Origin of the sequence: Lysobacter sp. GX 14042 (genome assembly GCF_021390425.1) — a bacterium.
Classification (GTDB): Bacteria; Pseudomonadota; Gammaproteobacteria; order Xanthomonadales; family Xanthomonadaceae; genus Novilysobacter.
This window is the reverse complement of the sequence record NZ_JAJUWY010000009.1, coordinates 1-25107: the sequence shown is the minus strand read 5'-3', so window position 1 is coordinate 25107 and position 25107 is coordinate 1. Positions and strand designations below refer to the sequence as shown.

Below are 25107 nucleotides of genomic sequence, written 5' to 3'. Positions count from 1 at the left end.
TCGAAGGGAAAGCCATGCAGTTCTCCAGCCTTGCCCCCGCGCTGGTGTGCGCGGCCCTGCTTGCCGGCTGTGCCGCCGACGACGCCTCCCGGGCCGGGCAGCAACAACGCGGCCCGGCGACGGCGGCTCCGGCTGGCGAGCCGTCGCAGGACGGGGTGGACGCCGGCGCCGCCGACTACGTCGCCACCGGAAACGAGCCGTTCTGGTCGGTCCGCGCCAGCGGCGGGACCCTGGTCTACAGCACGCCGGACGACCTCGACGGCCAGGTGCTGCAGGCCACGCGCGAGGAGTCCGGCGGGGTCCTGCGTTTCAGCGGCGAGGCGGACGGGGCGCCGTTCGTGCTGGAACTGCACCAGGAGCCGTGCCAGGACTCGATGTCGGGCTGGATGCACGACTTCCGCTCCCGGTTCGCGTGGGGCGGGCGGGTCCTGGCCGGCTGCGCGCGGCGCGGGTCCGATCCGGTCGGCGAACTGCCGCCGGAGTCCTGACGCGGCCAGCCGGGCCGGCAGCGCGGATCAGGCCAGCGCTTCCAGCCTCGACCCGCCGCGGTCCACCCGCAGCACCGAGCCCTGTTCGTACCAGTCGCCGAGCACGATCCGCTGCCGCGGGCGGCCGTCCACCTCCAGTTCGTGTACCGCCGGGCGGTGGGTATGGCCGTGGATCATCAGGTCCACGCCGTACAGCGCGAAGGTCGCCGCCACCGCGGCGGGCGCGACATCGGTGATGGTTTCCATCGTGCCCGCATCGGCCAGGCCGGACTGGTGCGCCCGGCTGGCCTGGCGCGCCTGGCGGGCGAAGGCCAGCCGCGCCTGCAGCGGCTGGGCGAGGAACTGTGCCTGCCAGGCCGGGTCGCGGGTCTGGGCGCGGAACTGCTGGTAGGCGACATCGCCGGTGCACAGGGTGTCGCCGTGCGAGAGCAGCGCGGGACGGCCGTACAGCATCACCACGCTGGGCTCGGCCAGCAGCGACATGCCGGCGCGGGCGGCGTAGCCGCGGCCCAGCAGGAAGTCGCGGTTGCCGTGGATGAACCCCACCGGCGTGCCGGCATCGGCGACCTGGCGCAGCGCGGCGGCCACGAACGCCCCGGTTTCCGACGGATCGTCGTCCCCGACCCAGGCCTCGAACAGGTCGCCGAGGATGTACAGCGCGTCGGCCCCGCGGGCCTCCTCGCGCAGGAAACGGCCGAGCAGTTCGGTGATCTGCGGGCGCTCGGCGTCCAGGTGCAGGTCGGCGATGAAGAGCGTCGTCATCGCGCCATTGTATGGCGCGGGCCTTGCGGTGCCCGGGCTAGAATGGCGCGCCCCGTTCACCGAGCACCCGCGCATGACCTGCCGCACCCGCTTCGCGCCCAGTCCCACCGGCTACCTGCACATCGGCGGCGCGCGCACCGCGCTGTACTGCTGGCTGGAGGCGCGCCGGCGCGGCGGGCAGTTCATCCTGCGGGTGGAGGACACCGACCGCGAGCGCAGCACCCAGGCCGCGATCGACGCGATCCTGGAGGCAATGGACTGGCTCGGGCTGGACTACGACGAAGGCCCGTTCTACCAGACACAGCGCCTGGAGCGGTACCGCGAGGTAGCGGAGCAGCTGCTGGCTTCCGGGCACGCGTACTACGCCTACGAGAGCAAGGACGAACTGGAGAAGATGCGCGAGGCGGCGATGGCCGCCGGCGGCAAGCCGCGCTACGACGGCGCCGCGCGCGAGGCCGGCCTGCCGTACCGTGACGACCCGAACCGGGTGATCCGCTTCAAGAACCCGCTGGACGGCGTCGTGGCCTGGGACGACAAGGTCAAGGGCCGGATCGAGATCGCCAACAGCGAGCTCGACGACCTGGTGATCTTCCGCCCCGACGGCTATCCCACCTACAACTTCGCGGTGGTGGTCGACGACCTCGACATGCGCATCACCGACGTGGTGCGCGGCGACGACCACATCAACAACACCCCGCGCCAGATCAACCTCTACCAGGCGCTGGGCGCACCGGTGCCGGCCTTCGCCCACCTGCCGATGATCCTCGACGAGCAGGGCGCCAAGCTGTCCAAGCGTACCGGCGCCGCCGACGTCATGCAGTACCGCGATGCCGGCTACCTGCCGCATGCGTTGCTCAACTACCTGGTCCGGCTGGGCTGGTCGCATGGCGACCAGGAGATCTTCTCGATCGCCGAGATGCAGCAGCTGTTCGACCTCAAGGACGTCAACGCCAAGGCGGCGCGGCTGGACTCGGCCAAGCTCGGCTGGCTCAACCAGCAGTACCTCAAGAGCGACGCGCCGGCCCAGGTCGCCCGCCACTTGGAGTGGCAGCTGCGCCAGGCCGGCCACGACCTGGAAAAGGGCCCCGCGGCGGCCGACGTGGTCGTCGCGCTGCGCGACCGGGTCCAGACCCTGGCCGAGATGGCCGAGCGCGCCGCAGTCTGGTTCGGGCCGATCACGGCGTATGACGACAAGGCGGTGGCCAAGCACCTGAAAGGCGCTGCCCGCGCGCCGCTGGAGGATGCGCGGGATCGCCTGGCGGCGCTGCCAGCCTGGACCCCGGAGGCGATCAATGCCGCCCTGGCCGAGACCGCGGCGGCGCTGGAGCTGGGCATGGGCAAGGTCGCCCAGCCACTGCGGGTGGCGATCACCGGCAGCCAGGTCAGCCCGGACATCGGCCACACCGTGTACCTCGCGGGGCGCGAGGAGGCACTGGCGCGCATCCAGGCCGCCATCGCGATGTGCCCGCAGGAGGAGTAGGCGGTTTTGGCCGCGACGGCTCGCCGCCCGCCGCAACCGGCGCTAGAGTTGTCCCGTGGCCAGTCATCCCTGCACCGATCCGCACCACCACGTCGAGGACGCCGACGCCTACGTCCATGAGGTCGAGCGCGCCTGCCGCGCCCGTGGCCTGCGCCTGACGCCGATCCGCGCCCAGGCCCTGCGCCTGATCGCCGATGCCGGCGGCCCGGTGAAGGCCTACGAGCTGCTGGACCGGATGAAGCAGACCCATGAGTCGGCCGCGCCGCCGACCGTCTACCGCGCGCTGGAATTCCTGTTCGAGAACGGCTTCATCCACAAGCTCGCCTCGATCAATTCCTTCGTCGCCTGCCATCACCCCGGGGCGGAGGCCCACGCGGTGCCGTTCCTGATCTGCGACCGGTGCCAGCGCGCCGTGGAACTGGAGGACCAGGACGTGGTCGCCACGCTGGAGTCACGCGCCCGCGCCCACGGGTTCATCCCGCGGGCGCAGACGCTCGAGGTGCACGGCCTGTGCGCCACCTGCGCCAGCGGGCCGGGCACCCCGTAGGCGCGGTCAGAAGAACGCGCGGACGCCGAAGGAGATCCCGCGACCGGGCATCGGCGCCAGGTCCTTGAGCGGCGAGGTGTGCACGCGGGCCTCCTCGTCGAGCAGGTTGCTGCCCTCCACGAACAGCTCCAGCCCGCTCCCCGCCGCGCTGTCCAGGTGCCAGGCCAGGCTGGCGTTGACCAGCGTGTAGCCGTCGGTGGTGGTCTCGTACAGCGCCACCCTGTCCTGTGCGTCGTAGCGGATCGCGCCCAGCGAGGCGCGCCACGGACCCTGTATCCAGCCCAGCTCGGCGCCGGCGCGCCGCGGCGCGATGCGCGGCAGGTTGCCCTGGCCGGGCAGGGTGACCTGGTGCTGGTGGGCGTGGTCGCCATGCGGGACGGCGATGTCGACCACGCGGTCCGGTCCGCCCGCCAGCCTGGCGCGGACCACGTCGCCGAACAGGCGCAGGTTCCAGGCACCGGTGTGGTTGTCCGCGATCGTCCAGTCCAGGCTGGCCTCGCCGCCGTTGAAGCGGGCGTCGGCCTGGTTCCACACATGGACCGGGCCGCCGTCGTCCACGCCGGTCGCCGCCAGGTGGATGAAGTCGTCGTAGCGCACGTGGAAGGCCGCCAGCTGCAGCGCCAGTGGCCCACGGTGCCAGTGCAGCCCCAGCTCCACCCGCCGCGCGGTCTCGCTGTCCAGGGTGGGGTCGCCGATCTCCACCGAGCCGGTCGCCACGTGGTAGCCGGAGGAATGGAGCTCCTCGGCGGTCGGAGCACGCTGCGCCCGGTCCATCCCCAGCATCAGGTGGGTGCCGTCGGTGACGTCCCAGCGCAGCGCGACCGAGGCGCTGGTGTTGTCGAAGCGGCGCGACGGCGCCGCGCGGGTGGCGGTGTCCAGGTCGAGCTCGATGTGGTCGTGGCGGACCCCGGCCTCCAGCCGCAGCGGACCGAAGCCGCGCTCGCCCAGCCAGAACAGCCCGAGGTCGCGGCCGGTGGAGTCCGGCACGAAGGCCTCGAGCCCCACGGCGCGGAAATCGCGCTGCGACCATTGCGCCCCCAGGGCGCCCTCCCATCCCGCCAGCGGCTGGTGCACCAGTTCGACCCGCGCCTCGACGCTGTCGCTGTCGAACACCGTGCCGACGGCATCGCCCTCGAATTCGGTATGGGTGTAGCGGGTGTGGGCGGCACTGGCCCGCAGTGAACGGAACACCCCCAGGTCGTCCAGGCCGCCGCGCAGTTCGGTGCGCCGCTGGTCCATCACGATCTGGACCGCTTCGTCCCCGTGGTCATGGTCGTGATCGCCATGGTCGTGGTCGTGATCATGGTCGTGGTCGTCGTGCCCGTGGCCGTCGCCCTCGGGGTGGAAATGGCCCGGCACGCCGTAGCGGCTGCTGTACATGGATGCAGCGCCACCGATGAAGCCGCGCGAGCCGATCCACGACAGCCCCAGCGCCGCGCTGTCGGTGCGCAGGGCGCTGTTGGGCAACACGTCCCTGGCCATCTCGTGGTCGTCCGCGTGATCGCCGGGCAGGCCGGGGACCTCGGCAAAGCCGGGGATGTCGTGGTCACCGGTTTCCCGGTGCAGCGCATCCGCGTGGAAGACCAGCGAGCCGCCCGCGGAGGTGCCGTCCAGCCGCAGCATTCCGGTGCGTTCGTCGTTGACCGTGCCGGCGCGCAGCTCGGCGCGGCCTTCCAGGGGCTCGTAGGTCGCGCGCTCGGGCACGCGGCCGTCGACCACGTTGACCGCGCCGCCGATCGCGCCGGAGCCATAGAGCAGGGTGGACGGGCCTTTCAGCACCTCGATCTGGTCGGCCAGGAACGGTTCGATCGACACCGCGTGGTCGACGCTGACAGTCGAGACGTCGCCGCTGCCCAGCCCGTCGCTGAGGACCTGGACGCGTGCGGAGTCGAAGCCGCGGATCACCGGGCGACCAACGCCGGGGCCGAACCACGACGACTGCACGCCGGGCAGCCGCGAAACGGTCTCGCCCAAAGTCGCGGACTTGACCGCGTCCAGGCGTTCGCCGGCCAGCACCTCCACTGGGCGGGTGAGCTGGTCGGCGGTGCTGCGGATCGGCGTGGCGCGCACCTGGATGCCATCCAGGTCGACCAGGTCGTGGAGGTGGTCGTCGTGTGCGGGTTCCTGCGCCAGCGCGGGCAGCGGCAGGAGGGCGGCCAAGGCAAGGAACAGCGGAAGGCGATTGAATTGTCGGGTCATGTGCATGTTTGGTGTGGATCGGGGAATCGGAATGTTATATTGTTCCACCATCGAGTCCACCCCTGAAACCGGGCCGCCACATGCCGCAAACCCACCATCTGCTGGATCGCCTTGGAGCCTGGGGCTCGCTGTTGTGCGCGATCCATTGCGCGCTGCTCCCCGCCCTGCTGGCGCTGTTGCCGTCACTGGGCATTGCGCTGCTGGCGGACGAGCGCGTCGAGTTCGGGTTCGTGCTCTTCGCCACCGCCTTGGGGCTGTTCAGCCTGGTGTGGGGTTACCGGCGCCACGGGCAGGCGAGGGCACTGGGGCTGCTGCTGCCCGGCCTGGGCCTGTTGTGGATGGCGGTCCTGTATGCGCCGCTGCACCTGAGCACGTGGCCGCACGCGCTGGCGATGACGGCCGGTGGCGTGCTGGTAGGCCTGGCCCATCTGGCAAACCTGCGGATGCAGCACCTGCGCAGTTGCCGGCATCACGGCTGCGCCCACTAGCTGGCGAGCGCGGGCGGTGTGATAATCTACGCCGCTTTCCCGCTGGATCGCGGCCCTGCGTTGCAGGCGGCCGCCGGCGGCATTCCGATCATCAAGAACAGCATCCGGGAGCAACACCATGGGCAAGGGCGACCGCAAGACCGCCAAGGGCAAGCGCTACAACTCCAGCTACGGCAATGCCCGCAGCCGGGCGGTGACCGCCTCGGCCGGTACCGCCAACGCGCCGGTGGCGAAGAAGACCGCCAAGACCGCCTCGAAGAAGGTCGTCGCCAAGAAGACCCTGGCGAAGGAGTAAGAGCCGGCGCCCGCTGTCTCAAGGAACCCCGCCTGTCCGGCGGGGTTTTTGTTTGTGGCGGCGGGTGGCCCGGTCTGCGTTCCGCTGGCGGGTATCAGTCGCGGACCGGCAACTCGCGGCCGCCGGCATACACTGCCTTCGCGAGTTGCCCGCCGAGCCAGTAGCCCAGTTCGGCGGGATGGTTGATGTCCCAGAGCACGAAATCGGCACGCATGCCCGGGCGCAGCCTGCCGCGATCGTCCAGGCCGAGCGCCCGGGCGGCGTGCACGGTCGCACCGCGCAGTGCTTCCTCCGGAGTCAGGCGGAAGTGGGTGCAGGCCAGCTGCATCGCCTGGCGCAGCGACTGCAGCGGCGAGGTCCCCGGATTGCAGTCGGTCGCCACCGCCATCGCGACACCGTGTTCGCGCAATGCCGCCAGCGGCGGGAGCCGGGTCTCGCGCAGCACGTGGAACGCCCCGGGCAACAGGACCGCCACCGAGCCGGCTGCGGCCATGGCACGGACCCCGTCCACGCTGCTGTGTTCGACGTGGTCGGCCGACAGGCCATCGAACTCCGCCACCAGTCCGGCGCCGCCCAGGTCGCTGAGCTGGTCGGCGTGCAGCTTCACCGGCATGCCGAGGGCTCGCGCGCCCTCGAAGACGCGGCGGGTCTGGCCGGGGCTGAAGCCGATCCCCTCGCAGAAGGCATCGACGGCGTCGACCAGCCCCTCGCCGTGCAGTTGCGGCAGCCACCCGAGCACCGCGTCGATGTACTCGTCCGGCCGGCCGGCGTACTCCGGTGGCAGCGCGTGGGCGGCCAGGCAGGTGGTCCGCACGGTGATGCCGAGTGCCTCGCCGATCCGGCGCGCGACCCGCAGCATCTTGCGCTCGTTCTCCAGGTCCAGGCCGTAGCCGGACTTGATCTCGATCGTGGTCGCGCCGTCGGCCACCAGGGCACGGGCCCGCGGCAGCGACTGGCGAAGCAGCTCATCCTCTCCGGCCCGGCGCAACGCACGCACGGTGGAGAGGATGCCGCCACCGGCGCGGGCGATCTCCTCGTAGCTGGCGCCCTCCAGGCGCATCTCGAACTCGCGCGCGCGGTCGCCGGCAAACACCAGATGGGTATGGCAATCGACCAGCCCCGGGGTGATCCAGCCGGTCGCCTCGACCACCTCGGCGGCCAGTTCCTCCGGTGCCCCCGGCAGCCCGTCCCGCGGCCCGGCATAGGTCAGCACCCCGTCCCGCCACCCCAGTGCCCCGTCCCGCACCTCTCCATAGCCGGTCGCCCTGGCACGGCCCACGGCTTCGCCCGGGACAGCCAGGCCGGTGCCCCCGCCGTCCATGGTCGCCAGCGAAACCCCCAGCATCACCCCGTCCCAGGGTCGGGGCGGCATGGCGGTGGCGTCGGTCATCGGAGGCTCCGTGGGCAGTGGCCCGGTTCGCGTGGCCGGCCATTGTAGGCGGCGTGCCCTCGCCAGTTGGCGCCGGGCGGGCGAGAATCAACACCATGACGACCATTCCCAATGCCCGTATCTGGCAGCCCGATGGCTGGCAGGACGGCCTCAAGTTCGGGCTCGACCTGTACGGACGCATCCGCGAGGCGGTCCGCGGCGGCACCATCGGCCAGCGCGTGGTGCCGGGGATCGCCAACCTGCACTCGCACGCCTTCCAGCGCGCGATGGCCGGCATGGCCGAACGCCAGCTGCGTGCCGATGATTCGTTCTGGAGCTGGCGCGAGGCGATGTACCGGTTTGCCCAGCAGCTCGATCCCGACGCCATGCGCGCGGTCGCGGCGCAGCTGTATGCGGAGATGCTGGAGGCCGGTTACACCACCGTCTGCGAGTTCCACTACCTGCACCACGCACCCGACGGCCGCCCGTACGACGACCCGGCGGCGATGTCGCGGGCGCTGATCGCCGCCGCCCACGACACCGGCATCCGGTTGACGCTGCTGCCGGTGCTCTACATGGCCGGCGGCTTCGACGGCCGCGCACTGGACGCGCGCCAGCAGCGCTTCGGCCACGACGTCGACGGCTATCTGCGGCTGCTGGACGGCCTGCGCGCGGAACAGGGCGACACGGTCCGGATCGGCTGCGCGCTGCACAGCCTGCGCGCGGTGCCGGAGGCGGCGATGCGCGAGCTGCTGGCAGGACTGCCGGACGACAGCCGGATCCACATCCACATTGCCGAGCAGCTGGCCGAGGTCGAGCAGTGCCTCGAGCACCGCGGCGCGCGGCCGGTGCAGTGGCTGCTGGACAATGCCGGTCCCGACCCGCGCTGGACCCTGGTCCACGCCACCCACCTGGATGACGCGGAAGTCGCGGACCTGGCACGCAGCGGGGCGACGGTGGCGGTCTGCCCGACCACCGAGGCCAACCTGGGCGATGGCCTGTTCCCGCTGCGCCAGTACCTCGATGCCGGCGGGCGCCTGGGGATCGGCTCGGATTCGCACATCTCGGTTTCCCCGGTGGAAGAGCTGCGCTGGCTCGAGTACGGCCAGCGGCTGGTGACCCGGCGCCGCAACATCGCCGTCGGCAGCGACAGCCCGAGCGTCGGCCACACCCTGCTGCGGGCGGTCGCGGCCAGTGCGGGTGACTCCAGTGGACACGACATCGGCCTGCTGCAACCCGGCCGCTTCGCCGACGCGCTGGTGCTCGACGTGCGCGCGCCACAGTTCGCCGGCGCCAGCGACGACGATGCGATCGACCGCTGGGTATTCAGCGGCAACCGCAACCTGGTCCGCGAGACCTGGGTGGGTGGCCGGTGCCTGGCCGAGAACGGACGGCACCTGCGGGCGGACTCCATCGCCGCCGATTACCGTACCGCCGTGGAGCGGATGCTGGCCGCGCAGTAGCCTCCAACACGGGAACCGCCATGAAGCCGATGAACCTTGCCCCTGCGGTGCTTGCCGTCCTGCTTGCCAGCGGCGCGGCCCACGCCATGACCGACGGCCAGCTTGCCGGACTGGTCGGGCAACGACTGCACGGCGACCGTACCGGTGCGTGCTTCGCGGCCGCGGTGGTCGACTCCGGGAACGTCAGCCGCGCCTACGCCTGCGCCGATCCCGCCGATGACGGGCGCATCGGCCCCGACAGCGCTTTCGAGATCGGCTCGGTATCCAAGACGATGACCGCCACGCTGCTGGCCGGGCTCATCGCGCGGGGCGAGGGTTCGCTCGAGGACCCGCTGGCGGACTGGCTGCCGGAAGCTACCGCGGTGCCGGCCTTCGAAGGGGAGCCGATCAGGCTGCGCCACGTGGTCACCCACACCAGTGGATTGCCGGCACTGCCGCCGGGCGTGCCGATCCCCGATCCGGCCGATCCGTACGCGGCGATGGCGCCGGACGACCTGCTGGAGGCGCTTGGGCGGATTTCGCTCACGCGCGCGCCGGGCACGCGGTTCGAGTATTCGAACTACGCCTCGATGCTGCTGTCGTACGCGGTCGCGCGCCGGGCGGGCATGGGTTTTGAGCGCCTGCTCGATGAGCGCCTGTTCAGCCCGCTGGGGATGGACCACGCCTACGTCAACGAGCGGCCCGATGGCGTGCGGGTGGCCACCGGCCACCTGCCGAACGGACAGCCGACCCCGGCCTGGAGCTTCCACACCGACCTGGCCGGCGTCGGTGGGGTCCACGCCACCCTCGGCGACATGCTGGCCTACGTGCAGGGACAGCTCGGCGCTGGTACGGCACCGGTATATGCCGCGCTGGAGATGACCCGGCAACCGGTCGCCCACGGCGGTGGACCGGCGACCGGAATGAACTGGATGCTGGCTCCGCTCAACGGGCGCACGATCCACGCCCATGAGGGCGGCACCGGCGGCTTCTCTTCCTTCGTGGGCTTCGACCGGGAGCAGGGGCGCGCGGTGGTGGTGCTGTCGGATACCGCCCTGCACTCGCTTGGGGGACTGGGCAGCCTGGCCCTTCACCTGCTCGACGACAGCGTGCCGCTGGGCGGGCCGCGCACGGTCGCCACGCCACCGGCGGAACTGCTCCAGGCCCTGGAAGGCACCTGGCAGCTGGACGGCCTGATGCGGGTGCAACTGCGGCGAAGCGGCGACGGGCTGGAAATCGAGCCGGCGGGCCAGCCGGTGTTCCAGATGGGCTACGACAGCGCCGGTGACTTCTATCCACTGCAGTTCGACGCCGTACTGCGTCCGCAGCGCCATGCCGATGGCCGTTACACCTTCACCTGGCACCAGGGCGGCGGGGCGGTACCGGCGAGCCGCGTCACCAACGGCGGTGCCGGTACCCCCACTACGCCGCAGCGCTAGCGAGCGCCGGCGCTGTCCAATGCCGGGCGCAGCGCCGCCGGGTCCCCGTCGTGGGCGGCCGGCTCGATCCCGAGCAGTTCCGCCAGCAGCGGGTACACATCGACATTGTCGATCGGCGGCAGCTCGAGCCCGTCGACGAACGACGGCCCGTCGGCGATGAAGATCGCCCGCATCGACGGCAGCGCCGGATCGTAGCCGTGTGACCCCCGGGGCCGGTCGCCGCCGCGCGCGGCATATTCGCGGGGCCGGGCATCCCAGCCCTCGTCCATCTGGCAGACGATCGCCGGGACCCGCGGATGGGTGCCGAAGTGCCAGCGCTGCGGCAGCTCGCCGCGCCGCCAGCATTCGTAGTGGTCGTGCCGCCCGAGCAGTCGGGCCTCGGCGGCGGCCGTGCGGCCGGCCACCGGCTGGAAGCCGACCGACTGTCCGGCGCTGACCAGTTCGACGTCGGCCGGTTCGACCATGTCCTCCACGACGACGACGTGGCCCGGCGGGACCTCGGCCATGCCGTGGTCGGACACCACCACCAGGTCGACGCGGTCCTGCAGTCCGCGGGCGGCCAGGCCTTCCACCAGACGGCCGATCGCCGCGTCCATTTCCCGCAGTGCCTGCAGGGTTTCCGGGGCGCGCGGGCCGTTGCGGTGGCCGGCGCTGTCCAGGTGTTCGAAATACAGCGTCGCCAGGCGCGGCCGGGTCTCCTCCGGTTCGGCAAGCCAGCCCAGCACCCGGTCGATGCGCTCGTCCACGCCGACGCCGGCATCGAACCGCGACCAGCGGGTCGGCCGCACGCCCGCGACCGGGGCTTCGGACCCGACCCAGAACATCGCCGCGGTCGGCAGGCCGGCCTTTTCCGCGGCCACCCAGATCGGCTCGCCGCCCCACCAGGCGCCACTGCCGACGGCCTCGCGATCATTGATCCGGAACTTGCCCAGCACCGGATCACGCATCGTGTTGTGGATCACCCCGTGGTGGTCCGGACGCAGTCCGGTGACCAGGGTGTAGTGGTTGGGGAAAGTCAGGCTGGGATAGGAGGGCGTCATCCATTGTGCGCGCACGCCGCCGTCGGCCAGGCGCTGCAGGTTGGGGGTGAGGCCGAGATCCAGGTAGTCGGCACGGAAGCCGTCGATGGACACCAGCAGCACGCTCGGGCGGAGCTCTGCCGCGGCCTGCGCGGGGCCTTGGGGGGCGGTCTCCGGGCCGGGGGTGGTGCCGCAGGCGGCGAGGAGGAGTGAGGCGGCCAGTGCCGCGGTGCGGAACATGCTCATCCGGCGAATGATATCGGGCCGGTGTTGCAGTCCCGCGGCCCGTTGGTCACGGGTGCCGGTGAATGGTTGCCGGTCGTCGGCTGCATGCCGCCCGGTGCCGGCGTATGGTCGAGATGGCCATCCGGCCCATATCCGAGGAGGCTGACGATGAAGAAGCTGCTGATGTTGATCGCGATCTCGCTCCCCGTCGCCGCGTTTGCCCAGGCCACGGAGCCGCCGCCGCAGGAACGCGAAGCCGGCAGGCAGGCCCGGGTCGACGCCGACCGTGACTGCCTGCGCTACACCGGCACCCACCTGCGCGACCGCGACGACCGCGCAGTCGAGCGCGGCGAGGTCGGATCGCTGGACCGCGACGGATGCGTGGCGGCCAACGGCCGGGTCTACAGCCGGCGCGACCTGGAAAGCACCGGGGCCACCGATATCGCCGATGCCCTGCGCAGGCTCGATCCGGCGATCCGCTGAGGTTTCCGGCGCCGCGTCCGATCCCCGGGGCGCACGATCCAGGAGCCCGGCTCCGGCCGGGCTCTTCGTGTACCGGAGGGGAGGCATCCGGCTTGGCGGCCCTGCGATAATCGCCCGTTCGCTGTCCAAGGAGCCGCCATGTCCACCCGTCATGATCCGACCCGTACCGTCCGCGCTCCGCGCGGCCCCGAGCTGAACTGCCGCTCGTGGCTGACCGAGGCACCGTACCGGATGCTCCAGAACAACCTGGACCCGGACGTCGCCGAGCGTCCGCAGGACCTGGTGGTCTACGGCGGCATCGGCCGCGCCGCGCGTGACTGGGAGTCCTACGACAGGATCCTCGAGTCGCTGCGCACCCTGGGCGATGACGAGACCCTGCTGGTGCAGTCCGGCAAGCCGGTCGGCATCTTCCCGACCCATGCCGACGCCCCGCGGGTGCTGATCGCCAATTCCAACCTGGTCCCCGCCTGGGCCAACTGGGAACACTTCAGCGAGCTCGACCGCAAGGGCCTGATGATGTACGGCCAGATGACCGCCGGCTCGTGGATCTACATCGGAAGCCAGGGCATCGTGCAGGGCACCTACGAGACTTTCGTCGAGATGGGCCGCCAGCACTACGGCGGCAGCCTGGAGGGCCGCTGGATCCTGACCGCGGGCCTGGGCGGCATGGGCGGGGCGCAGCCGCTGGCCGCCTCCCTGGCCGGCGCCAGCTCGCTGACCATCGAATGCCGCCAGGCCAGCATCGATTTCCGCCTGCGCACGCGCTACGTCGACGAGCAGGCGGTGGATCTGGACGACGCGCTGGCGCGGATCGCGAAGTACACCACTGCCGGCGAGGCGAAGTCGATCGCCCTGCTGGGCAACGCCGCCGAAATCCTGCCCGAACTGGTCAGGCGCGGCGTGCGTCCGGACTGCGTCACCGACCAGACCAGCGCCCATGACCCGGTGCACGGGTACCTGCCGGTCGGCTGGACGTTGGAGCAGTGGCTGGCGGAGCAGCAGGCGGACCCGGGGCGCGTCCGTGACGCCGCCAAGCAGTCGATGCGCGTGCACGTGGAGGCGATGCTGGCATTCCATGCGCAGGGCATCCCGACCGTCGACTACGGCAACAACATCCGCCAGATGGCCAGGGACGAGGGCTGTGCCAACGCCTTCGACTTCCCTGGCTTCGTGCCGGCCTACGTGCGCCCGCTGTTCTGCCGCGGCATCGGCCCGTTCCGCTGGGTGGCGCTGTCCGGCGACCCCGAGGACATCTACAAGACCGACGCCAGGGTGAAGGAGCTGATCCCCGACGATCCGCACCTGCACAACTGGCTGGACATGGCCCGCGAGCGCATCGACTTCCAGGGCCTGCCGGCGCGCATCTGCTGGGTCGGCCTCGGCCAGCGCCACCGCCTGGGCCTGGCGTTCAACGAGATGGTCCGCAACGGCGAGCTGAAGGCGCCGGTGGTGATCGGCCGCGACCACCTCGACAGCGGCAGCGTGGCCAGTCCCAACCGCGAGACCGAAGCCATGAAGGACGGCAGCGACGCGGTCAGCGACTGGCCATTGCTCAACGCGATGCTCAACGTCGCCGGCGGCGCGACCTGGGTCAGCCTGCACCATGGTGGCGGCGTCGGCATGGGCTACAGCCAGCACAGCGGCGTGGTCATCGTCTGCGATGGCAGCGAGGAGGCCGACAGGCGCATCGCCCGCGTGCTGTGGAATGACCCGGGCACCGGTGTCATGCGCCACGCCGACGCCGGCTACGGGATCGCGAAGCAGTGTGCAAAGGAGCAGGGGCTCAAGCTGCCGATGCTGTGACGGCACCCAAGTTGCAGTAGGCTGCCATCAGCCGCACGGATTGCTCGGCCGACCAAGGATGAACCCGACTCAAGGAGGAGAATATGGACGCCAGAAGCGGCGCGCACTGGGTGGCGTGGGCGAACACCCATGCCAGGAACAGCCGACGGATCGAAGACCTTGAGGCAAGCTCCGTCGTGATGTCGAGGCCTTCCTCGCCGTACTGGCGGATGCAGGAGCGACCGTCGAGGTTTCCGCGACGCGTCGGAATCCCAAGCGTGCGTACCTGTTCCATTGGTCATGGAAAATTGCGAACGGCAAGTGCATGGCCGCTGAGGCCATCTCCATGCCAGGGGTGGGTATCCGTTGGGACCATCACGACGAGGCCGCGAGCAGGACTGGCGCGCTGCAAATGGTCCGGGGGTTCGGCTTGGCCATGCCGCCACGCAGCATCCATCCGCCGGCGTTGACCAGCAATCACATTTCGGGGCGAGCGATCGACATGACGATCCGCTGGAGCGGGGTGATCGAGCTGCCGCGCAAGGATGGATCGGCGGTGACCGTAACCTGGACGCCAAACGTCAATTCGAACCTCGGTCTGCACGATGTCGGCGCATCCTACGGCGTGCGCAAGCTGCGCTCCGATGCACCCCACTGGTCTTTCAACGGGAGATAGGCGCATGACCCATCGTTGTCGCATGGGAGCTTCCGTTCTGGCCTGCCTGCTGTTGTCGGCCTGCGCATCGGTGGTGAAGCGGGATGCCGGTGGGCCGCCGCCGATCGGCTGGGTGCACGGCCCTTGCATTGCGCTGGCCGAAGCCGATGTCGCCCCCGGTACCGGAGCTGTGGTGGTGATGCTGGATGGGCCGCAGCAGGCGGTGCGCGCGAAGGTCGGTCGACGTGCCGGTCCGGGTGATGCCTGTCCCGCGCTGGACGACGATCGACGCGAAGTGAACGTGGCAGACGGCCTGTCGTTCTACCTCATCGAGCCCGACGCTTCCGATGGGCTGGCAATCGGGGTGCTGGTGCCGGAGCAGGTTGCGGCGCCGGATGATGCATTGGATGTCGATCGCGATGGCCGGCGCGATGTTTTCGAGCACTGCGCTACCGGCGAAGGGGTCCGCTTTCGCGTACGTTCGGGCGCTCCGGGTGCGGGCGGGATCCTCTGGAGCGGTTACTACTATCTCGGGTATGACGTCGAAGCCGACTGCCCGGACACCGACTGAGGGGAAGCCGATGATGCATTTGGAAAGACCCTGGCGTGCATCCGGGCTCCCGCTCCTGGCGGCTGCCGGCCTGCTGTTGCTCGTGGTGCCCACGGCAACGGCGGGCGAAGCGGTAGGACTGGAGTTCCAGCACCACGACTGGCTGCTGGTCTGCGACAACACGCGGACCTGTCGTGCCGCGGGCTACGGCAAGGAATCCGGCCCCGGTTCTCCCGTCTCGGTGTTGCTGACAAGGCGCGCCGGCGCGGGCGCCCCGGTCGAGGCCCGGGTGATGCTGGGCCAGTACGAGGAAACGGCGATGCCTGCCGCGCTGGAGTTGCGGATCAATGACCAGCATCTGGGGCGCGTCGACTTCAACCGTGTGGAGGGCACCGGCGAGCTGTCTTCCGGGCAGCTCAAGGCGCTGATCCACGCCCTGAAGCGCGACAGCACGATCGTCTTCCACGGAGAGGGCACCGACAGCCCTTGGGTGCTCTCCGACCAGGGCGCGACTGCGGTATTGCTGAAAATGGATGAATTCCAGGGGCGACTGGGCACGCCCGGTGCACTGGTACGGCGCGGTACGCGCAGCGAGGACGCCGTGCCGCCACCAGTCGCCGCACCCGTCGTGCGCGCCGTGGCGCCTGTCGCGGCACAACCTGCCGATGATCGCCTGGCCCATCTTCCGGGTCTGCGTTCCGCCGTGGTGAAAAGCCTTCCGGATCCCGAAGAGTGCCGGGATCTCAATGACGAGGAGCGGTCCACGCCCCTTGAGGCCATGCGGCTCGACGCGGAGAAGCTGCTGGTGTCGACCCGTTGCTGGACGGGTGCCTACAACGAGGGCATCGGCTACTGGGTCGTGAACGATGAGGCGCCCTACGATCCGGAGTTGGTGACCACATCGGCCAGCAGGCATGAGGGCGGGGAGATCCAGGCGATGCAGAAGGGCCGCGGCCTCGGCGATTGCTTCTGGCACGCGAGCTGGACCTGGGATGGCGAGCGGTTCGTGCAGACCGCCGACAGCAGCAGCGGATTTTGCCGGCTTGTGGCTCCCGGCGGGGCGTGGCACCTGCCCCGGCTCGTGCGGAACGTGACCCGCTGAGCCACCGGAAGAAGGAATCGAAAGGGCGGGCCGCTCACCCGTCCCCCGCGGCCGGTCCCGTATCGCCCCAGCTCAGCCGGCGGTAATCGAAGTCCTCGTCCAGCCGCGGCTTGACGATGCGGAAGTACGGCGAGACGTCGAAGTCGCGCGGCACGAACAGCGAGTAGTTACGGATGTGCAGGATCTCCCGGCGGACCCGCGCCGCGCCGGGGTGTGCCGGTGGGATCGACTCGACCTGCGGCAGGATCGGATAGCGGATCGATTCGAACGCCTGCGCCAGCAGGGTCGAGCAGATCGCCCGCGTCGGGTCGCCGCTGCCCAGTGCGATCATCCGCCGCTTCATCGGGGTCGGCACCGGCACCCGTACCAGGTAGCGCAGCAGGTCGAACACGTTGCGCAGGTCGTAGGCGTTGCCCAGCCGGGTGCGCACGAAATCCAGAAGCGCATCCACATCCGCCGGTCCAAGCCCCACCGGTCGGCAGATCCGCGTGTGCAGGTCCGAGTACAGCGACAACGGCACCCGCCGGACGCCCTCGGCCACGTCGGCCTCCACCAGCATCGCGGCGCCGCCGAGGCGGTCGCCGACATACAGCGCCGCGTGCGACCAGGTGGACTGGGTCAGGTACTTGATCACCGTCGACAGCCGGCTGGTGCCTTCCACCAGCAGCACGTCGCCCACCTGCAGGACCGCGCCCAGGTCCTCCGGCGTGGTGGCCGGCAGCGAGCTGTGTCCGGCGCGTGGCCGGGCGAGGTAGCGGGCGAGCCGCTGGCCGAGGCGGTGCCGCACGGACATGCCGCCCCGCTCCCTCAGCCCCCTGCCAGGCGCAGGTCGATCTCCAGCACCGCAGCCTGCCCGTCGTCTCCCCTGGCATGGCGGCTCCGGGCGAAGTCTTCGCGGTCGTAGAAGTGCGGGGCGGGCAGGTTCATTGGCGCCGGAACGGGAAAGGTCCGGGCAGGATAGTCCTGCCGCGGCACGTGGCGCGCGATGGGCCGGCTCGACTTACGTGCCGCGCTTGCGTGCGCGCGTCTTCGCGGGATTGCCGCTCCCGTCGCAGTCCCCGTCCTGCAGTTGCTCCATCCACGACAGCGCATCGGCGTAGGCGATGAAGTGTTCCAGGTAGCCCGGCGAGGCGTCGCGCATCAGGCCCATCGCGCGGTGGAGCAGGGTACTGGAGTGGAGCGGCCCGGCGCCCTCGGGGACCGCCGCCAGTGATTGCCGCACCTGGCTGTCGTTGCGGATGCGACCCCAGAGCTCCTGGAATTCCTCCAGCGTGGGGCGCTCGAGCGCGCCCGCCGATGCCTCGATGTGGTCGAGCAACGCCCGCAGCGGCCCCGGCTTGCGGCTGGCGCGGTCAGCCCGCATCCGACGTGCTCCCTGTCCCCGGCCTTGGAACCGGCGCGATTTCCACCCGCCGGTTCTTCGCCCGTCCTTGCTCGTCGGCGTTGGAGGCAACCGGTTGCTGGTCACCGAAGGCGGCGGCGAACACCTGTCCGGCCGGCACGCCGTTGGCGACCAGGGCGCGGGTGACGGTAAGTGCACGGGCGGCGGACAGTTCCAGGTTGTCGGCAAAGCGGCGGTTGCTGTCCAGTACCGGCCGGTCATCGGTGAAGCCGCTCACCATCAGGATCTCCTCGCGCGACTGCAGATAGCCCGACAGCGGCATCGCCAGGCTTTGCAGCAACTCGTGGCCTTCCGGCTGCAACTGGTCGGAGTTGAGCGCGAACAGCACGCTGCCGCTGATGCCGATGCGGCCGTCGATCACGGTGATCCGGCCCTCGGCCAGGGGCGCGGCGAGCGCCTGCTCCAGCGTCCTCAGGCGCTGCGCCTCGCTGACGGCCTCATCAAGCCGGTCCGAGAGCTGCAGCTGCATGCCGATGACGCCCGCCAGGATCAGCACGAACGCGCCCAGAAGCACCGACATCAGGTCGCCGAACGCGGTCCAGGTCGTCGCGGTGGACTCGCCTTCGAACTCGATCTCGTCGCTCATGCGGTTCAGGCTCCGCCCGGGCTGCGCGAGCCGGCGAGCTGCTGCAACTCGCCGATGATCTGTTTCTGCGACAGCGTGCTGAGGTCGACGACCTCGCGGGCCTGGGCAACGTAATAGGCCAGCTGCTCGTCGCTGCGGACCAGCGATTTTTCCAGCGCCGCCTCGATCTGCTGCAGTTGCCCGCCCAGGGCCGTGGCCGAGTCGCCGAACTGCCGCACCGCGGCGCTGAAGGCCTCGCCCAGTCCCGCCACTTCGGCCGCGCCGTGGGTGACCTGCGCGGCGGCGGTGCCGAGTCTGCCGGTCTCGGCCTCGACGTGGTCGGTGAAGCGGGTGCCGACCCGCTCCAGCAGGTCGGCCGAGGTGCCGACCAGGGCATCCACGGCAGTGCGCTGCTCGGTAGAGGCATGATTGACCGCGTCGAGCAGCGTTTCCAGCGTGCCCAGCAACCGGGTGCGCTCCTCGAGCAGGGCGGTGTCGCGGACCATGCTGTCGGACAGCTTCTGCCGCAGCTCGGCGACCACCTCGGCCGCGGCCCTGGGGGCTTCCGATGCGGCGTCCACGAGGCGGGAGATCTCGGCGATGGTGTCGCGGGCCTGTGCCTGGGCCTGGGCCGTCATCGCGCCGAACGCTTCGGTCCAGCGCTCGAGGCGCTGCTGGTCGCGCGACTCCAGGGCTTCCTGGAACTCCGCATGCGAGTGCTGCATCACGCCGGCCAGGCCGCTGGCGCGTTCCTGGAACGTGGTCGCCGCGTGGGCGAGCGCTTGCTCGTTGCGCGCGGCAAGTGCTTCGTTGACCGCCTCCTGGCGGGCCAGTGTGCTGCTCCAGGCGTCCGCCGTGGCGGCAGTGGCCGCATCGATCCGGGTCGAGACGGACTCCAGCCACCCCGTCGAGCGCTGTTCAAAGTTGTCGGTAAACCGGGCCAGCGATTCACGCAGGCCCTCCACCAGCGTGGCGTTCGCGCGCTGCTGCTCCGCCACGGCGCCCGCCCAGTGGGCAGCCGCGGTCGTGTTTGCGGTTTCCATGCCGGCCGCCAGGCCGTCGAGCTGCTGCTGCACCGCGCCGGTGACGGCGGCCTGCATCGACGCGGTCTCGCGGGCGAGGCCGGCCATCGTGGCCTCCATCACCGGTTGCAGCGCGGTGCCGACGGCGCGGGCGCTCTCGGCCACGCCGGTTTTCAGCGACTGCTCGACGGACATGGCCAAACGCGTGTAGGCCGCCTCGGTGCGGGCGTGGAAGTCGTCCTGGCGTGCGGACAACTGTTCCGCGGCCACCCGGTTCTGCTGCTCCAGTGCAGCCGTCATGGCGTCCAGGCGCTCGACCAGCGTGGGCATCAGCCCGGCCTGCTGCTGCAGCAGGCGGAATGCCTCCTCGCGCTGCCAGGCCTGCGAGTGCGGGCGCAGGGTGGTGGCGATCTGCACGTCGAGCAGGTGCACGGCGTGGAGCCGCTCGCGCCGGCACAGGGCGGCCAGCAGGCCGAGCATGGCCGAACTGGCCACGCCGGCAATCGAAGTGCCGAAGGCGAACGCCAGGCCCCTGACCGGGGCGCCCAGCGAACCGCGGATCGCGTCCAGGTCGCTGGCGCTCTCCAGTGCCAGGCCGGTGCCGCGCAGGGTGGCCATCATGCCCAGCAGGGTGCCGAGCATGCCCAGCAGCACCAGCAGTCCGACCAGGTACGGCGTGAGCGCGGGCGCCGGCAGGGCGACGCGCTCACCTTCCACCCGCAAGCGCACCGCGTTGCGCAGGCTTGGGTGCAGCCGGGCGAGCCAGTCACCGAGCCCGGACGTGGCCGCGTCCGCCTCGGCGACCACCCGGGCCAGCGTGGCAGTGGCCTGGCGGTAGCGGTGCAGCTCCAGTGCGCCGGCGACGTAGCAGGCGCCGATCACCGCGGTGATGGTGGCTGCTGGCAGGTTGGAGCCGAGATAACCGGCGCCGATCCAGCACACGGCGGCCAGGCCGGCCAGGAACACAAGAAGGTGAAGCAGGTTTCTGAGCATGGGGTTCGGGCTATTCGGTGCGAAGCGCTGCAAGCAGCCCTTCAACGGGGTGGAAGCGGACGTCGAGTTCGGCGAGCAGCACGTTGCGCATGTCCTGGCGGAACACATCCAGCCATGCGCCGGTGCCGGTCGTCCCGGGGTCTGGCGGGAACTCCAGGTGCGCCTGCGGAACCAGGGCATCGGCGCGCAGGCGTTCGAAGTGATGGCCCAGCAGGGCGGGGGCGGTCGCCAGCAGCACGTGTTCGCGCGGGCTCAGCGTCGCATCCATGACCGCATCCACCTTGGCAAGCCGGGCCAGCTCCGCCGAGGCCTGGCCGAGCCGGTCACGCAGCTGGCCGCGCAGGCGCCCGACCTCGGCCTGCATCATCCGCTGCAGGTCCAGGTAACGCTCGCGGAAGACCGCGTAGCCGTCCGGACCGGGCTGCTTGCCCCGCCACCTGGGGGCCGCGGTTTCGGGGTCGGCGCCGATGGCGGCCACCAGCGCGGCGCGAACGCGCGCGCACTCCTGCTGCGCATCGCCGTCACCCTCCGGGGCGCGGTGGGCCGCCGGCAGCCGGCCGTCCAGCGCACTGGACAGGGCGACGGCCCGGGTCCAGTCGATCCACTCGCCCAGCCGGTCCACCAGCGCGTGGCCCGGCGCGCGCAGGTCCACGTCGGCCAGGCGCGCAAGCAGGCGTATGAACGCCGGAGCCGGAACCGCCTCCCTTTGTGATGCCTTCGCCATGGTTCGCCGCGGAAAACCGGCAATTTTACACCCTGCCGCGGCATGCCCCGCCTGCCAGGGTGGCGCCCGGCAACGGCATTCAGCGGCATGCCCGCGCCTCGCGGCGGGGTAGTCTGGACCGGTACCGAAACAGGAGCACGCGAGCCATGGCCGAGCCACCCCCTTCCCCGGTGCGCCTGCGCATCGATTTCGTCTCCGATGTCGTCTGTCCCTGGTGCGCGGTCGGCCTGGCTTCCCTGGAGCAGGCGCTGGAGCGCACCCGCGGTGAAGTCGAGGCCGACATCCACTTCCAGCCCTTCGAGCTCAATCCCGACATGCCGGCCGAAGGCGAGGACGCCGCCGGGCACCTGCAACGCAAGTACGGCATGCCGGCGGCACAGGCCGAGGCCAACCAGCAGGCGATCGTCGAGCGCGGCGCCGCAGTGGGCTTCACCTTCGACATGGACAAGCGCCAGCGCATCTACAACACCTTCGACGCCCACCGGCTGCTGCACTGGGCCGAGGCGGAGGGCCGCCAGCGCGAGCTCAAGCACGCGCTGCTGCGCGGCTATTTCACCGAGGGGCGCGACGTGTCCGACCACGACACGCTGGCCGCGATCGCGGCCTCGGTCGGGCTGCCGGAGGAGGGTGCGCGCGAGGTGCTGGAGTCCGGCGCCTGGGCCGAAGAGGTCCGCATCGGCGAGCGCTTCTTCCAGTCCCATGGCATCCGCTCGGTGCCGGCGGTCATCCTCGAGCGCAAGCACCTGGTTTCCGGCGGCCAGCCGGTGGAGGTGTTCGAGCAGGCCCTGCGGCAGGTCGCGGCCTCCATCGGGAAGCCGGCATGATTGCCGTCCTCCCCGCGCCCCCGGATTGACGGGATTCCTTGAAAGGGCCATATTTGGCACCTTGAGAGGTGCCAAATATGCAGCGTATTCTTGCCGACGCCAGTGTCAGCATCACCGAACTGAAGAGGAACCCGAGCGCGATCATCGACGCGGCGGAGGGGGCCTCCGTTGCGGTGCTGGTACACAACAGGCCTTCTGCATACCTGGTGCCCGCAGCGACCTATGAACGGCTCATGGAGCGTCTGGAAGACCTCGAGCTGGCTGAACTTGTCCGAGCCCGTGCGAAGGAACGTCGGGTAAAGGTCACGCTTGATGAGCTATGAACTGGAATTCGTAACGTCGGCACTGAAGGAATGGCGCAAGCTCGCGCCGCCGATCCGCGAGCAGTTCAAGGCACGCTTGGGTGAGCGTCTGGAGAACCCGCACGTGCCGTCCGCGCGGCTGCACGGACTGCGGGATTGCTACAAGATCAAGCTCCGTGCCGTCGGTTACCGGCTCGTCTACCAGGTGGACGATGGGGTGCTCGTTGTCACGGTGATTGCCGTGGGCAAGCGGGAGGGGGCTGGGGTGTATGCCCGTGCGCGGACACGAAGCGGATAAGACGCCAAGGGATAGGGGAGACCGACTTGCCGCCCTGCCCGCCACCGGCGGTTGCACCCAGCCGGCCGGGATGTACCAGCAGGCGCAGGTTCGCGTCGTCGATTCCCGATTGTGCTTTGCAGTTGCCGACAGCGACGAAGCCCGGCGCACACCGCCGGTGCTGACTGCGATATCGGTAGATCGGTTCGCCGATTCCGACTCGGAAAACGCATCTACAGTCGGCATTTCTGCCTGCGTTCGACAAGGAGTGGAGACTTGACAGTGATCGAGGTGCCGCGCGTTCGCGGAGCGCTGGCGTGGGAGGCATGCAGACCGAAGCCTAGAGTGCATTCACCCGGAACCGGCGGCCCTTGATTTTCCCCGCGCGCAGCCGCGCCTGCGCCTGCACTGCCTGGGCCCGCGCGATGGCCACGTAACTGCGCGTGTCATACACGTCGATCTTCCCGATCGAGTCCTTGTGCAGCCCGGCCTCGCCGGTCAGGGCGCCGACGATGTCGCCCGGACGCAGCTTGTCGCCGCGGCCGGCGTCGATGCGCAGGGTGGCCATCGGCGCCTGCGGGACCCGGGCCGGTTTCCCGGACAGGGGTTCCACCCGCTCCCAGCGCAGTGGTGCTCCCTGTTGCTGCTCGATCGCCAGGGCGCGCGGCATCTCCCGTGGCGTGCACAAGCTGAGGGCCAGCCCGGCGCGGCCCGCGCGGCCGGTGCGGCCGATGCGGTGCAGGTAGGTTTCCACGTCGGTCGGCAGCTCGTGGTTCACCACCGCGTCGATGCCCTCCACGTCGAGCCCCCGTGCCGCGACGTCGCTGGCCACGAGCACGCTGCAGCTGCGGTTGGCGAACCGCACCAGGACTTCCTCGCGGTCGCGCTGGTCGAGCTCGCCGTGCAGGCCCAGGGCGGTGAAGCCGTAGTGCCCGAGGGAGCCGACCAGTTCCCCCACGTCGCGGCGGGTGTTGCAGAACACCACGCAGGATTCCGGCCGGTGGCGCAGCAGCAGCGCCGCCAGCACCGGGGCCTTGCGCGTGTGTTCGGCTTCGAAGAATCGCTGTTCGATGGCCACCGGCGCGGCGCTGTCGACGCTCACCTCGACGGGATCGCGCAGCATCTCGCTGGCCAGCAGCCGGATCGGTTCCGGGAAGGTGGCGGAGAACAGCAGCGCCTGCCGGTCCTTCGGCAGTCGCTTCACGATGTCGCGGATCTGTGCCTCGAAGCCCATGTCGAGCATCCGGTCGGCCTCGTCCAGCACTAGCACGCGGACGCCGTCCAGTCGTAGCGCCTTCTTGCGCACCAGCTCCTGGATCCGGCCAGGCGTGCCCACCACCACGTGCGGGGCATGGCCCAGCGAGGCCAGTTGCGGGCCGAGCGGGATGCCGCCACACAGCACCGACAGCTTCAGGTTGGCGATGCCGGTGGCGAGCCTGCGCAGTTGCTTGCCGACCTGGTCGGCAAGCTCACGGGTGGGGCACAGGACCAGGGCCTGGGTACGTACCGCCTCCGGGTCCAGCGCCTGCAGCACGCCCAGGCCGAAGGCCGCCGTCTTGCCGCTGCCGGTGGGCGCCTGGGCGATGACGTCGCGGCGCTCCAGGATGGCCGGGAGCGCCTGGGCCTGGACCGGGGTCATGCTGGAGTAGCCCAGCGCGTCCAGGCCCGGCAGCAGGGCGGGGGACAGGGGCAGGGAGGCGAAGGTCGGGGGCGTGGCCATCCGCCATGATCGCAGGTTGCGGCGCGCGCGTGCCTTACCCGGGATTGGGTGGCGGGTAGGGGTTCGCCTGCAGCAGCCGGGCCAGGTGCACCGCGTTGCTGGCCAGGGTTGTGGTGGTCGAGGCGGTCTTCTCCGGCGTCTCCGGCAGGTCCTTGTAGTCGGTCTTCTGCATCGCCTCGCCGACCCAGTAGCTCGCCGCGTTCGCGGGGATGGTGAAGCCGACGTCCGCCAGGCCCTGGTACAGCTCGGCGGTGACGTGGTGGGCGCCGTCCTCGTTGCCGACCACCGCCACCGTGGCGACGCGGCCATGGGTGGGGAAGCAGCCGTTGTCGTCGATCTCGCCGAGGAAGGCATTGAGCCGTTCCAGCACGCGCTTGGCGATGCTGCTGGGCTGGCCCAGCCAGATCGGCGTGGCGACCACCAGCAGGTCGGCGTCGAGGATGCGCTGGCGGATGCCCGGCCACTCGTCCCCATTGCCTTCATCGGCGCGCACGCCGGGCTTGATGTCGTGGTCGACGATGCGGGTGCTGTCGGTGGCGACGTCGTGCTTCGCCAGCTCCGCGAGGACCTGGTCGAGCAGAAGCTGGGTGGAGGACTCGGCAGGCGAGGCGGTCAGCGTGCAGTTGAGGCCGAAGGCGGACAAGGGCATGGAGTGGCTCCGGTGGGGCGGAGCGACCACCCTTGCATTCCGCGGGTTAAGAGGGAGGCCACGTTATTCCGCCCGCACCACCTGGCCCTGCACCGGCTCACCGCGCTCGACTGCCTCACCGTCGGCGGTGTAGTCGTTGAAGAACGCCGGCAGGCCCAGGCCCTCGCCGAACACCGGGCTGTCCTGCAGGTGGAAATGCAGGTGCGGCTCGCTGGTGTTGCCGCTGTTGCCGCAGCGGCCGAGCTCGTCGCCGGCGGCGACCTGCTGGCCGGCCTCGACCGCGACGCTGTCCTGGCGCAGGTGG

General features: G+C 70.6%; 27 protein-coding genes. 15 read left to right on the top strand and 12 right to left on the bottom strand.

What is annotated here, in order from left to right:
* Nucleotides 1-14: 14 nt before the first annotated feature.
* Nucleotides 15-488: a hypothetical protein gene (locus LY625_RS11635; RefSeq protein WP_233740380.1), complete on the top strand. Its 474-nt coding sequence runs from the start codon at nt 15-17 to the stop codon at nt 486-488.
* Nucleotides 489-515: 27 nt separating this feature from the next.
* Here the strand turns inward: LY625_RS11635 and lpxH are convergent, their stop codons facing one another.
* Nucleotides 516-1250: a UDP-2,3-diacylglucosamine diphosphatase gene (lpxH, locus tag LY625_RS11630; protein ID WP_233740379.1), complete on the bottom strand. Its 735-nt coding sequence runs from the start codon at nt 1248-1250 to the stop codon at nt 516-518.
* 73 nt (nt 1251-1323) lie between these two features.
* Here lpxH and gltX point away from each other — a divergent pair, with 73 nt between their 5' ends.
* Nucleotides 1324-2730, top strand: coding sequence for a glutamate--tRNA ligase (gene gltX, locus LY625_RS11625; RefSeq protein WP_233740424.1), 1407 nt, complete (start codon nt 1324-1326; stop codon nt 2728-2730).
* A gap of 55 nt (nt 2731-2785) precedes the next feature.
* Complete coding sequence (locus LY625_RS11620) at nt 2786-3277, top strand: transcriptional repressor (protein ID WP_233740378.1); 492 nt, start codon at nt 2786-2788, stop codon at nt 3275-3277.
* Between the two features lie 6 nt (nt 3278-3283).
* Here LY625_RS11620 and LY625_RS11615 read toward each other — a convergent pair whose 3' ends face one another.
* Entirely contained in the window at nt 3284-5476 is a 2193-nt protein-coding gene (locus tag LY625_RS11615; protein WP_233740377.1) for a TonB-dependent receptor, read from the bottom strand.
* An 80-nt stretch (nt 5477-5556) separates the two neighbouring features.
* Here LY625_RS11615 and LY625_RS11610 point away from each other — a divergent pair, with 80 nt between their 5' ends.
* Both LY625_RS11610 and LY625_RS11605 read left to right on the top strand, forming a co-directional pair.
* On the top strand, nt 5557-5964 hold the full coding sequence (locus tag LY625_RS11610; protein ID WP_233740376.1) for a MerC domain-containing protein: 408 nt from the start codon (nt 5557-5559) through the stop codon (nt 5962-5964).
* Between the two features lie 118 nt (nt 5965-6082).
* Entirely contained in the window at nt 6083-6259 is a 177-nt protein-coding gene (locus LY625_RS11605) for a 30S ribosomal protein THX (protein ID WP_233740375.1), read from the top strand.
* Nucleotides 6260-6353: 94 nt separating this feature from the next.
* Here LY625_RS11605 and hutI read toward each other — a convergent pair whose 3' ends face one another.
* Entirely contained in the window at nt 6354-7649 is a 1296-nt protein-coding gene (hutI, locus tag LY625_RS11600) for an imidazolonepropionase (RefSeq protein WP_233740374.1), read from the bottom strand.
* Nucleotides 7650-7744: 95 nt separating this feature from the next.
* Here hutI and LY625_RS11595 point away from each other — a divergent pair, with 95 nt between their 5' ends.
* Both LY625_RS11595 and LY625_RS11590 read left to right on the top strand, forming a co-directional pair.
* Nucleotides 7745-9091 carry a formimidoylglutamate deiminase gene (locus LY625_RS11595; protein ID WP_233740373.1) on the top strand — a complete coding sequence of 449 codons (1347 nt, stop codon included), beginning with the start codon at nt 7745-7747 and terminating at the stop codon, nt 9089-9091.
* A 20-nt stretch (nt 9092-9111) separates the two neighbouring features.
* On the top strand, nt 9112-10509 hold the full coding sequence (locus LY625_RS11590) for a serine hydrolase domain-containing protein (protein WP_233740372.1): 1398 nt from the start codon (nt 9112-9114) through the stop codon (nt 10507-10509).
* Here the strand turns inward: LY625_RS11590 and LY625_RS11585 are convergent.
* Nucleotides 10506-11774: an ectonucleotide pyrophosphatase/phosphodiesterase gene (locus LY625_RS11585; RefSeq protein ID WP_233740371.1), complete on the bottom strand. Its 1269-nt coding sequence runs from the start codon at nt 11772-11774 to the stop codon at nt 10506-10508. The genes LY625_RS11590 and LY625_RS11585 overlap by 4 nt on opposite strands.
* A 147-nt stretch (nt 11775-11921) precedes the next feature.
* Here LY625_RS11585 and LY625_RS11580 point away from each other — a divergent pair, with 147 nt between their 5' ends.
* The 5 genes from LY625_RS11580 to LY625_RS11560 all read left to right on the top strand — a co-directional run bounded on the left by LY625_RS11580 (nt 11922) and on the right by LY625_RS11560 (nt 16325).
* Nucleotides 11922-12236, top strand: a complete 315-nt coding sequence (locus LY625_RS11580; protein WP_233740370.1) for a hypothetical protein — start codon at nt 11922-11924, stop codon at nt 12234-12236.
* A 138-nt stretch (nt 12237-12374) separates the two neighbouring features.
* Entirely contained in the window at nt 12375-14039 is a 1665-nt protein-coding gene (hutU, locus tag LY625_RS11575; protein WP_233740369.1) for a urocanate hydratase, read from the top strand.
* Nucleotides 14040-14343: 304 nt separating this feature from the next.
* On the top strand, nt 14344-14694 hold the full coding sequence (locus LY625_RS11570) for a hypothetical protein (RefSeq protein ID WP_233740368.1): 351 nt from the start codon (nt 14344-14346) through the stop codon (nt 14692-14694).
* A gap of 4 nt (nt 14695-14698) precedes the next feature.
* Nucleotides 14699-15244, top strand: coding sequence for a hypothetical protein (locus LY625_RS11565; protein WP_233740367.1), 546 nt, complete (start codon nt 14699-14701; stop codon nt 15242-15244).
* 10 nt (nt 15245-15254) lie between these two features.
* Nucleotides 15255-16325, top strand: a complete 1071-nt coding sequence (locus LY625_RS11560) for a DUF1176 domain-containing protein (RefSeq protein ID WP_233740366.1) — start codon at nt 15255-15257, stop codon at nt 16323-16325.
* 34 nt (nt 16326-16359) lie between these two features.
* Here the strand turns inward: LY625_RS11560 and LY625_RS11555 are convergent, their stop codons facing one another.
* The 5 genes from LY625_RS11555 to LY625_RS11535 all read right to left on the bottom strand — a co-directional run bounded on the left by LY625_RS11555 (nt 16360) and on the right by LY625_RS11535 (nt 21031).
* Complete coding sequence (locus LY625_RS11555) at nt 16360-17118, bottom strand: YiiX/YebB-like N1pC/P60 family cysteine hydrolase (protein WP_233740365.1); 759 nt, start codon at nt 17116-17118, stop codon at nt 16360-16362.
* A 207-nt stretch (nt 17119-17325) separates the two neighbouring features.
* Nucleotides 17326-17688 carry a DUF2894 domain-containing protein gene (locus LY625_RS11550; protein WP_233740364.1) on the bottom strand — a complete coding sequence of 121 codons (363 nt, stop codon included), beginning with the start codon at nt 17686-17688 and terminating at the stop codon, nt 17326-17328.
* Complete coding sequence (locus tag LY625_RS11545; protein WP_233740363.1) at nt 17678-18313, bottom strand: OmpA family protein; 636 nt, start codon at nt 18311-18313, stop codon at nt 17678-17680. Before LY625_RS11545 ends, LY625_RS11550 begins: the two co-directional genes overlap by 11 nt.
* Nucleotides 18314-18318: 5 nt before the next feature.
* Entirely contained in the window at nt 18319-20307 is a 1989-nt protein-coding gene (locus LY625_RS11540) for a DUF802 domain-containing protein (RefSeq protein WP_233740362.1), read from the bottom strand.
* Between the two features lie 10 nt (nt 20308-20317).
* Nucleotides 20318-21031, bottom strand: coding sequence for a DUF3348 domain-containing protein (locus LY625_RS11535; RefSeq protein ID WP_233740361.1), 714 nt, complete (start codon nt 21029-21031; stop codon nt 20318-20320).
* Between the two features lie 146 nt (nt 21032-21177).
* Here LY625_RS11535 and LY625_RS11530 point away from each other — a divergent pair, with 146 nt between their 5' ends.
* The 3 genes from LY625_RS11530 (at nt 21178) to LY625_RS11520 (ending at nt 22455) form a co-directional block, all read left to right on the top strand.
* Complete coding sequence (locus LY625_RS11530; RefSeq protein WP_233740360.1) at nt 21178-21855, top strand: DsbA family oxidoreductase; 678 nt, start codon at nt 21178-21180, stop codon at nt 21853-21855.
* A gap of 77 nt (nt 21856-21932) precedes the next feature.
* Nucleotides 21933-22178 (top strand): type II toxin-antitoxin system prevent-host-death family antitoxin, encoded by a 246-nt coding sequence (locus LY625_RS11525; RefSeq protein WP_233740359.1) that lies wholly within the window; start codon nt 21933-21935, stop codon nt 22176-22178.
* Nucleotides 22168-22455, top strand: a complete 288-nt coding sequence (locus tag LY625_RS11520; RefSeq protein WP_233740358.1) for a type II toxin-antitoxin system RelE/ParE family toxin — start codon at nt 22168-22170, stop codon at nt 22453-22455. Before LY625_RS11525 ends, LY625_RS11520 begins: the two co-directional genes overlap by 11 nt.
* A 319-nt stretch (nt 22456-22774) precedes the next feature.
* Here the strand turns inward: LY625_RS11520 and dbpA are convergent, their stop codons facing one another.
* The 3 genes from dbpA to LY625_RS11505 form a co-directional block, all read right to left on the bottom strand.
* Nucleotides 22775-24154: an ATP-dependent RNA helicase DbpA gene (gene dbpA, locus LY625_RS11515; protein ID WP_233740357.1), complete on the bottom strand. Its 1380-nt coding sequence runs from the start codon at nt 24152-24154 to the stop codon at nt 22775-22777.
* Between the two features lie 34 nt (nt 24155-24188).
* The gene (locus tag LY625_RS11510) at nt 24189-24803 is read right to left on the bottom strand and encodes an NAD(P)H-dependent oxidoreductase (protein ID WP_233740356.1); all 615 of its coding nucleotides are present in this window, start codon (nt 24801-24803) and stop codon (nt 24189-24191) included.
* 63 nt (nt 24804-24866) lie between these two features.
* On the bottom strand, nt 24867-25107 hold a 241-nt coding region (locus LY625_RS11505; RefSeq protein WP_233740355.1), incomplete at its 5' end, for a M23 family metallopeptidase.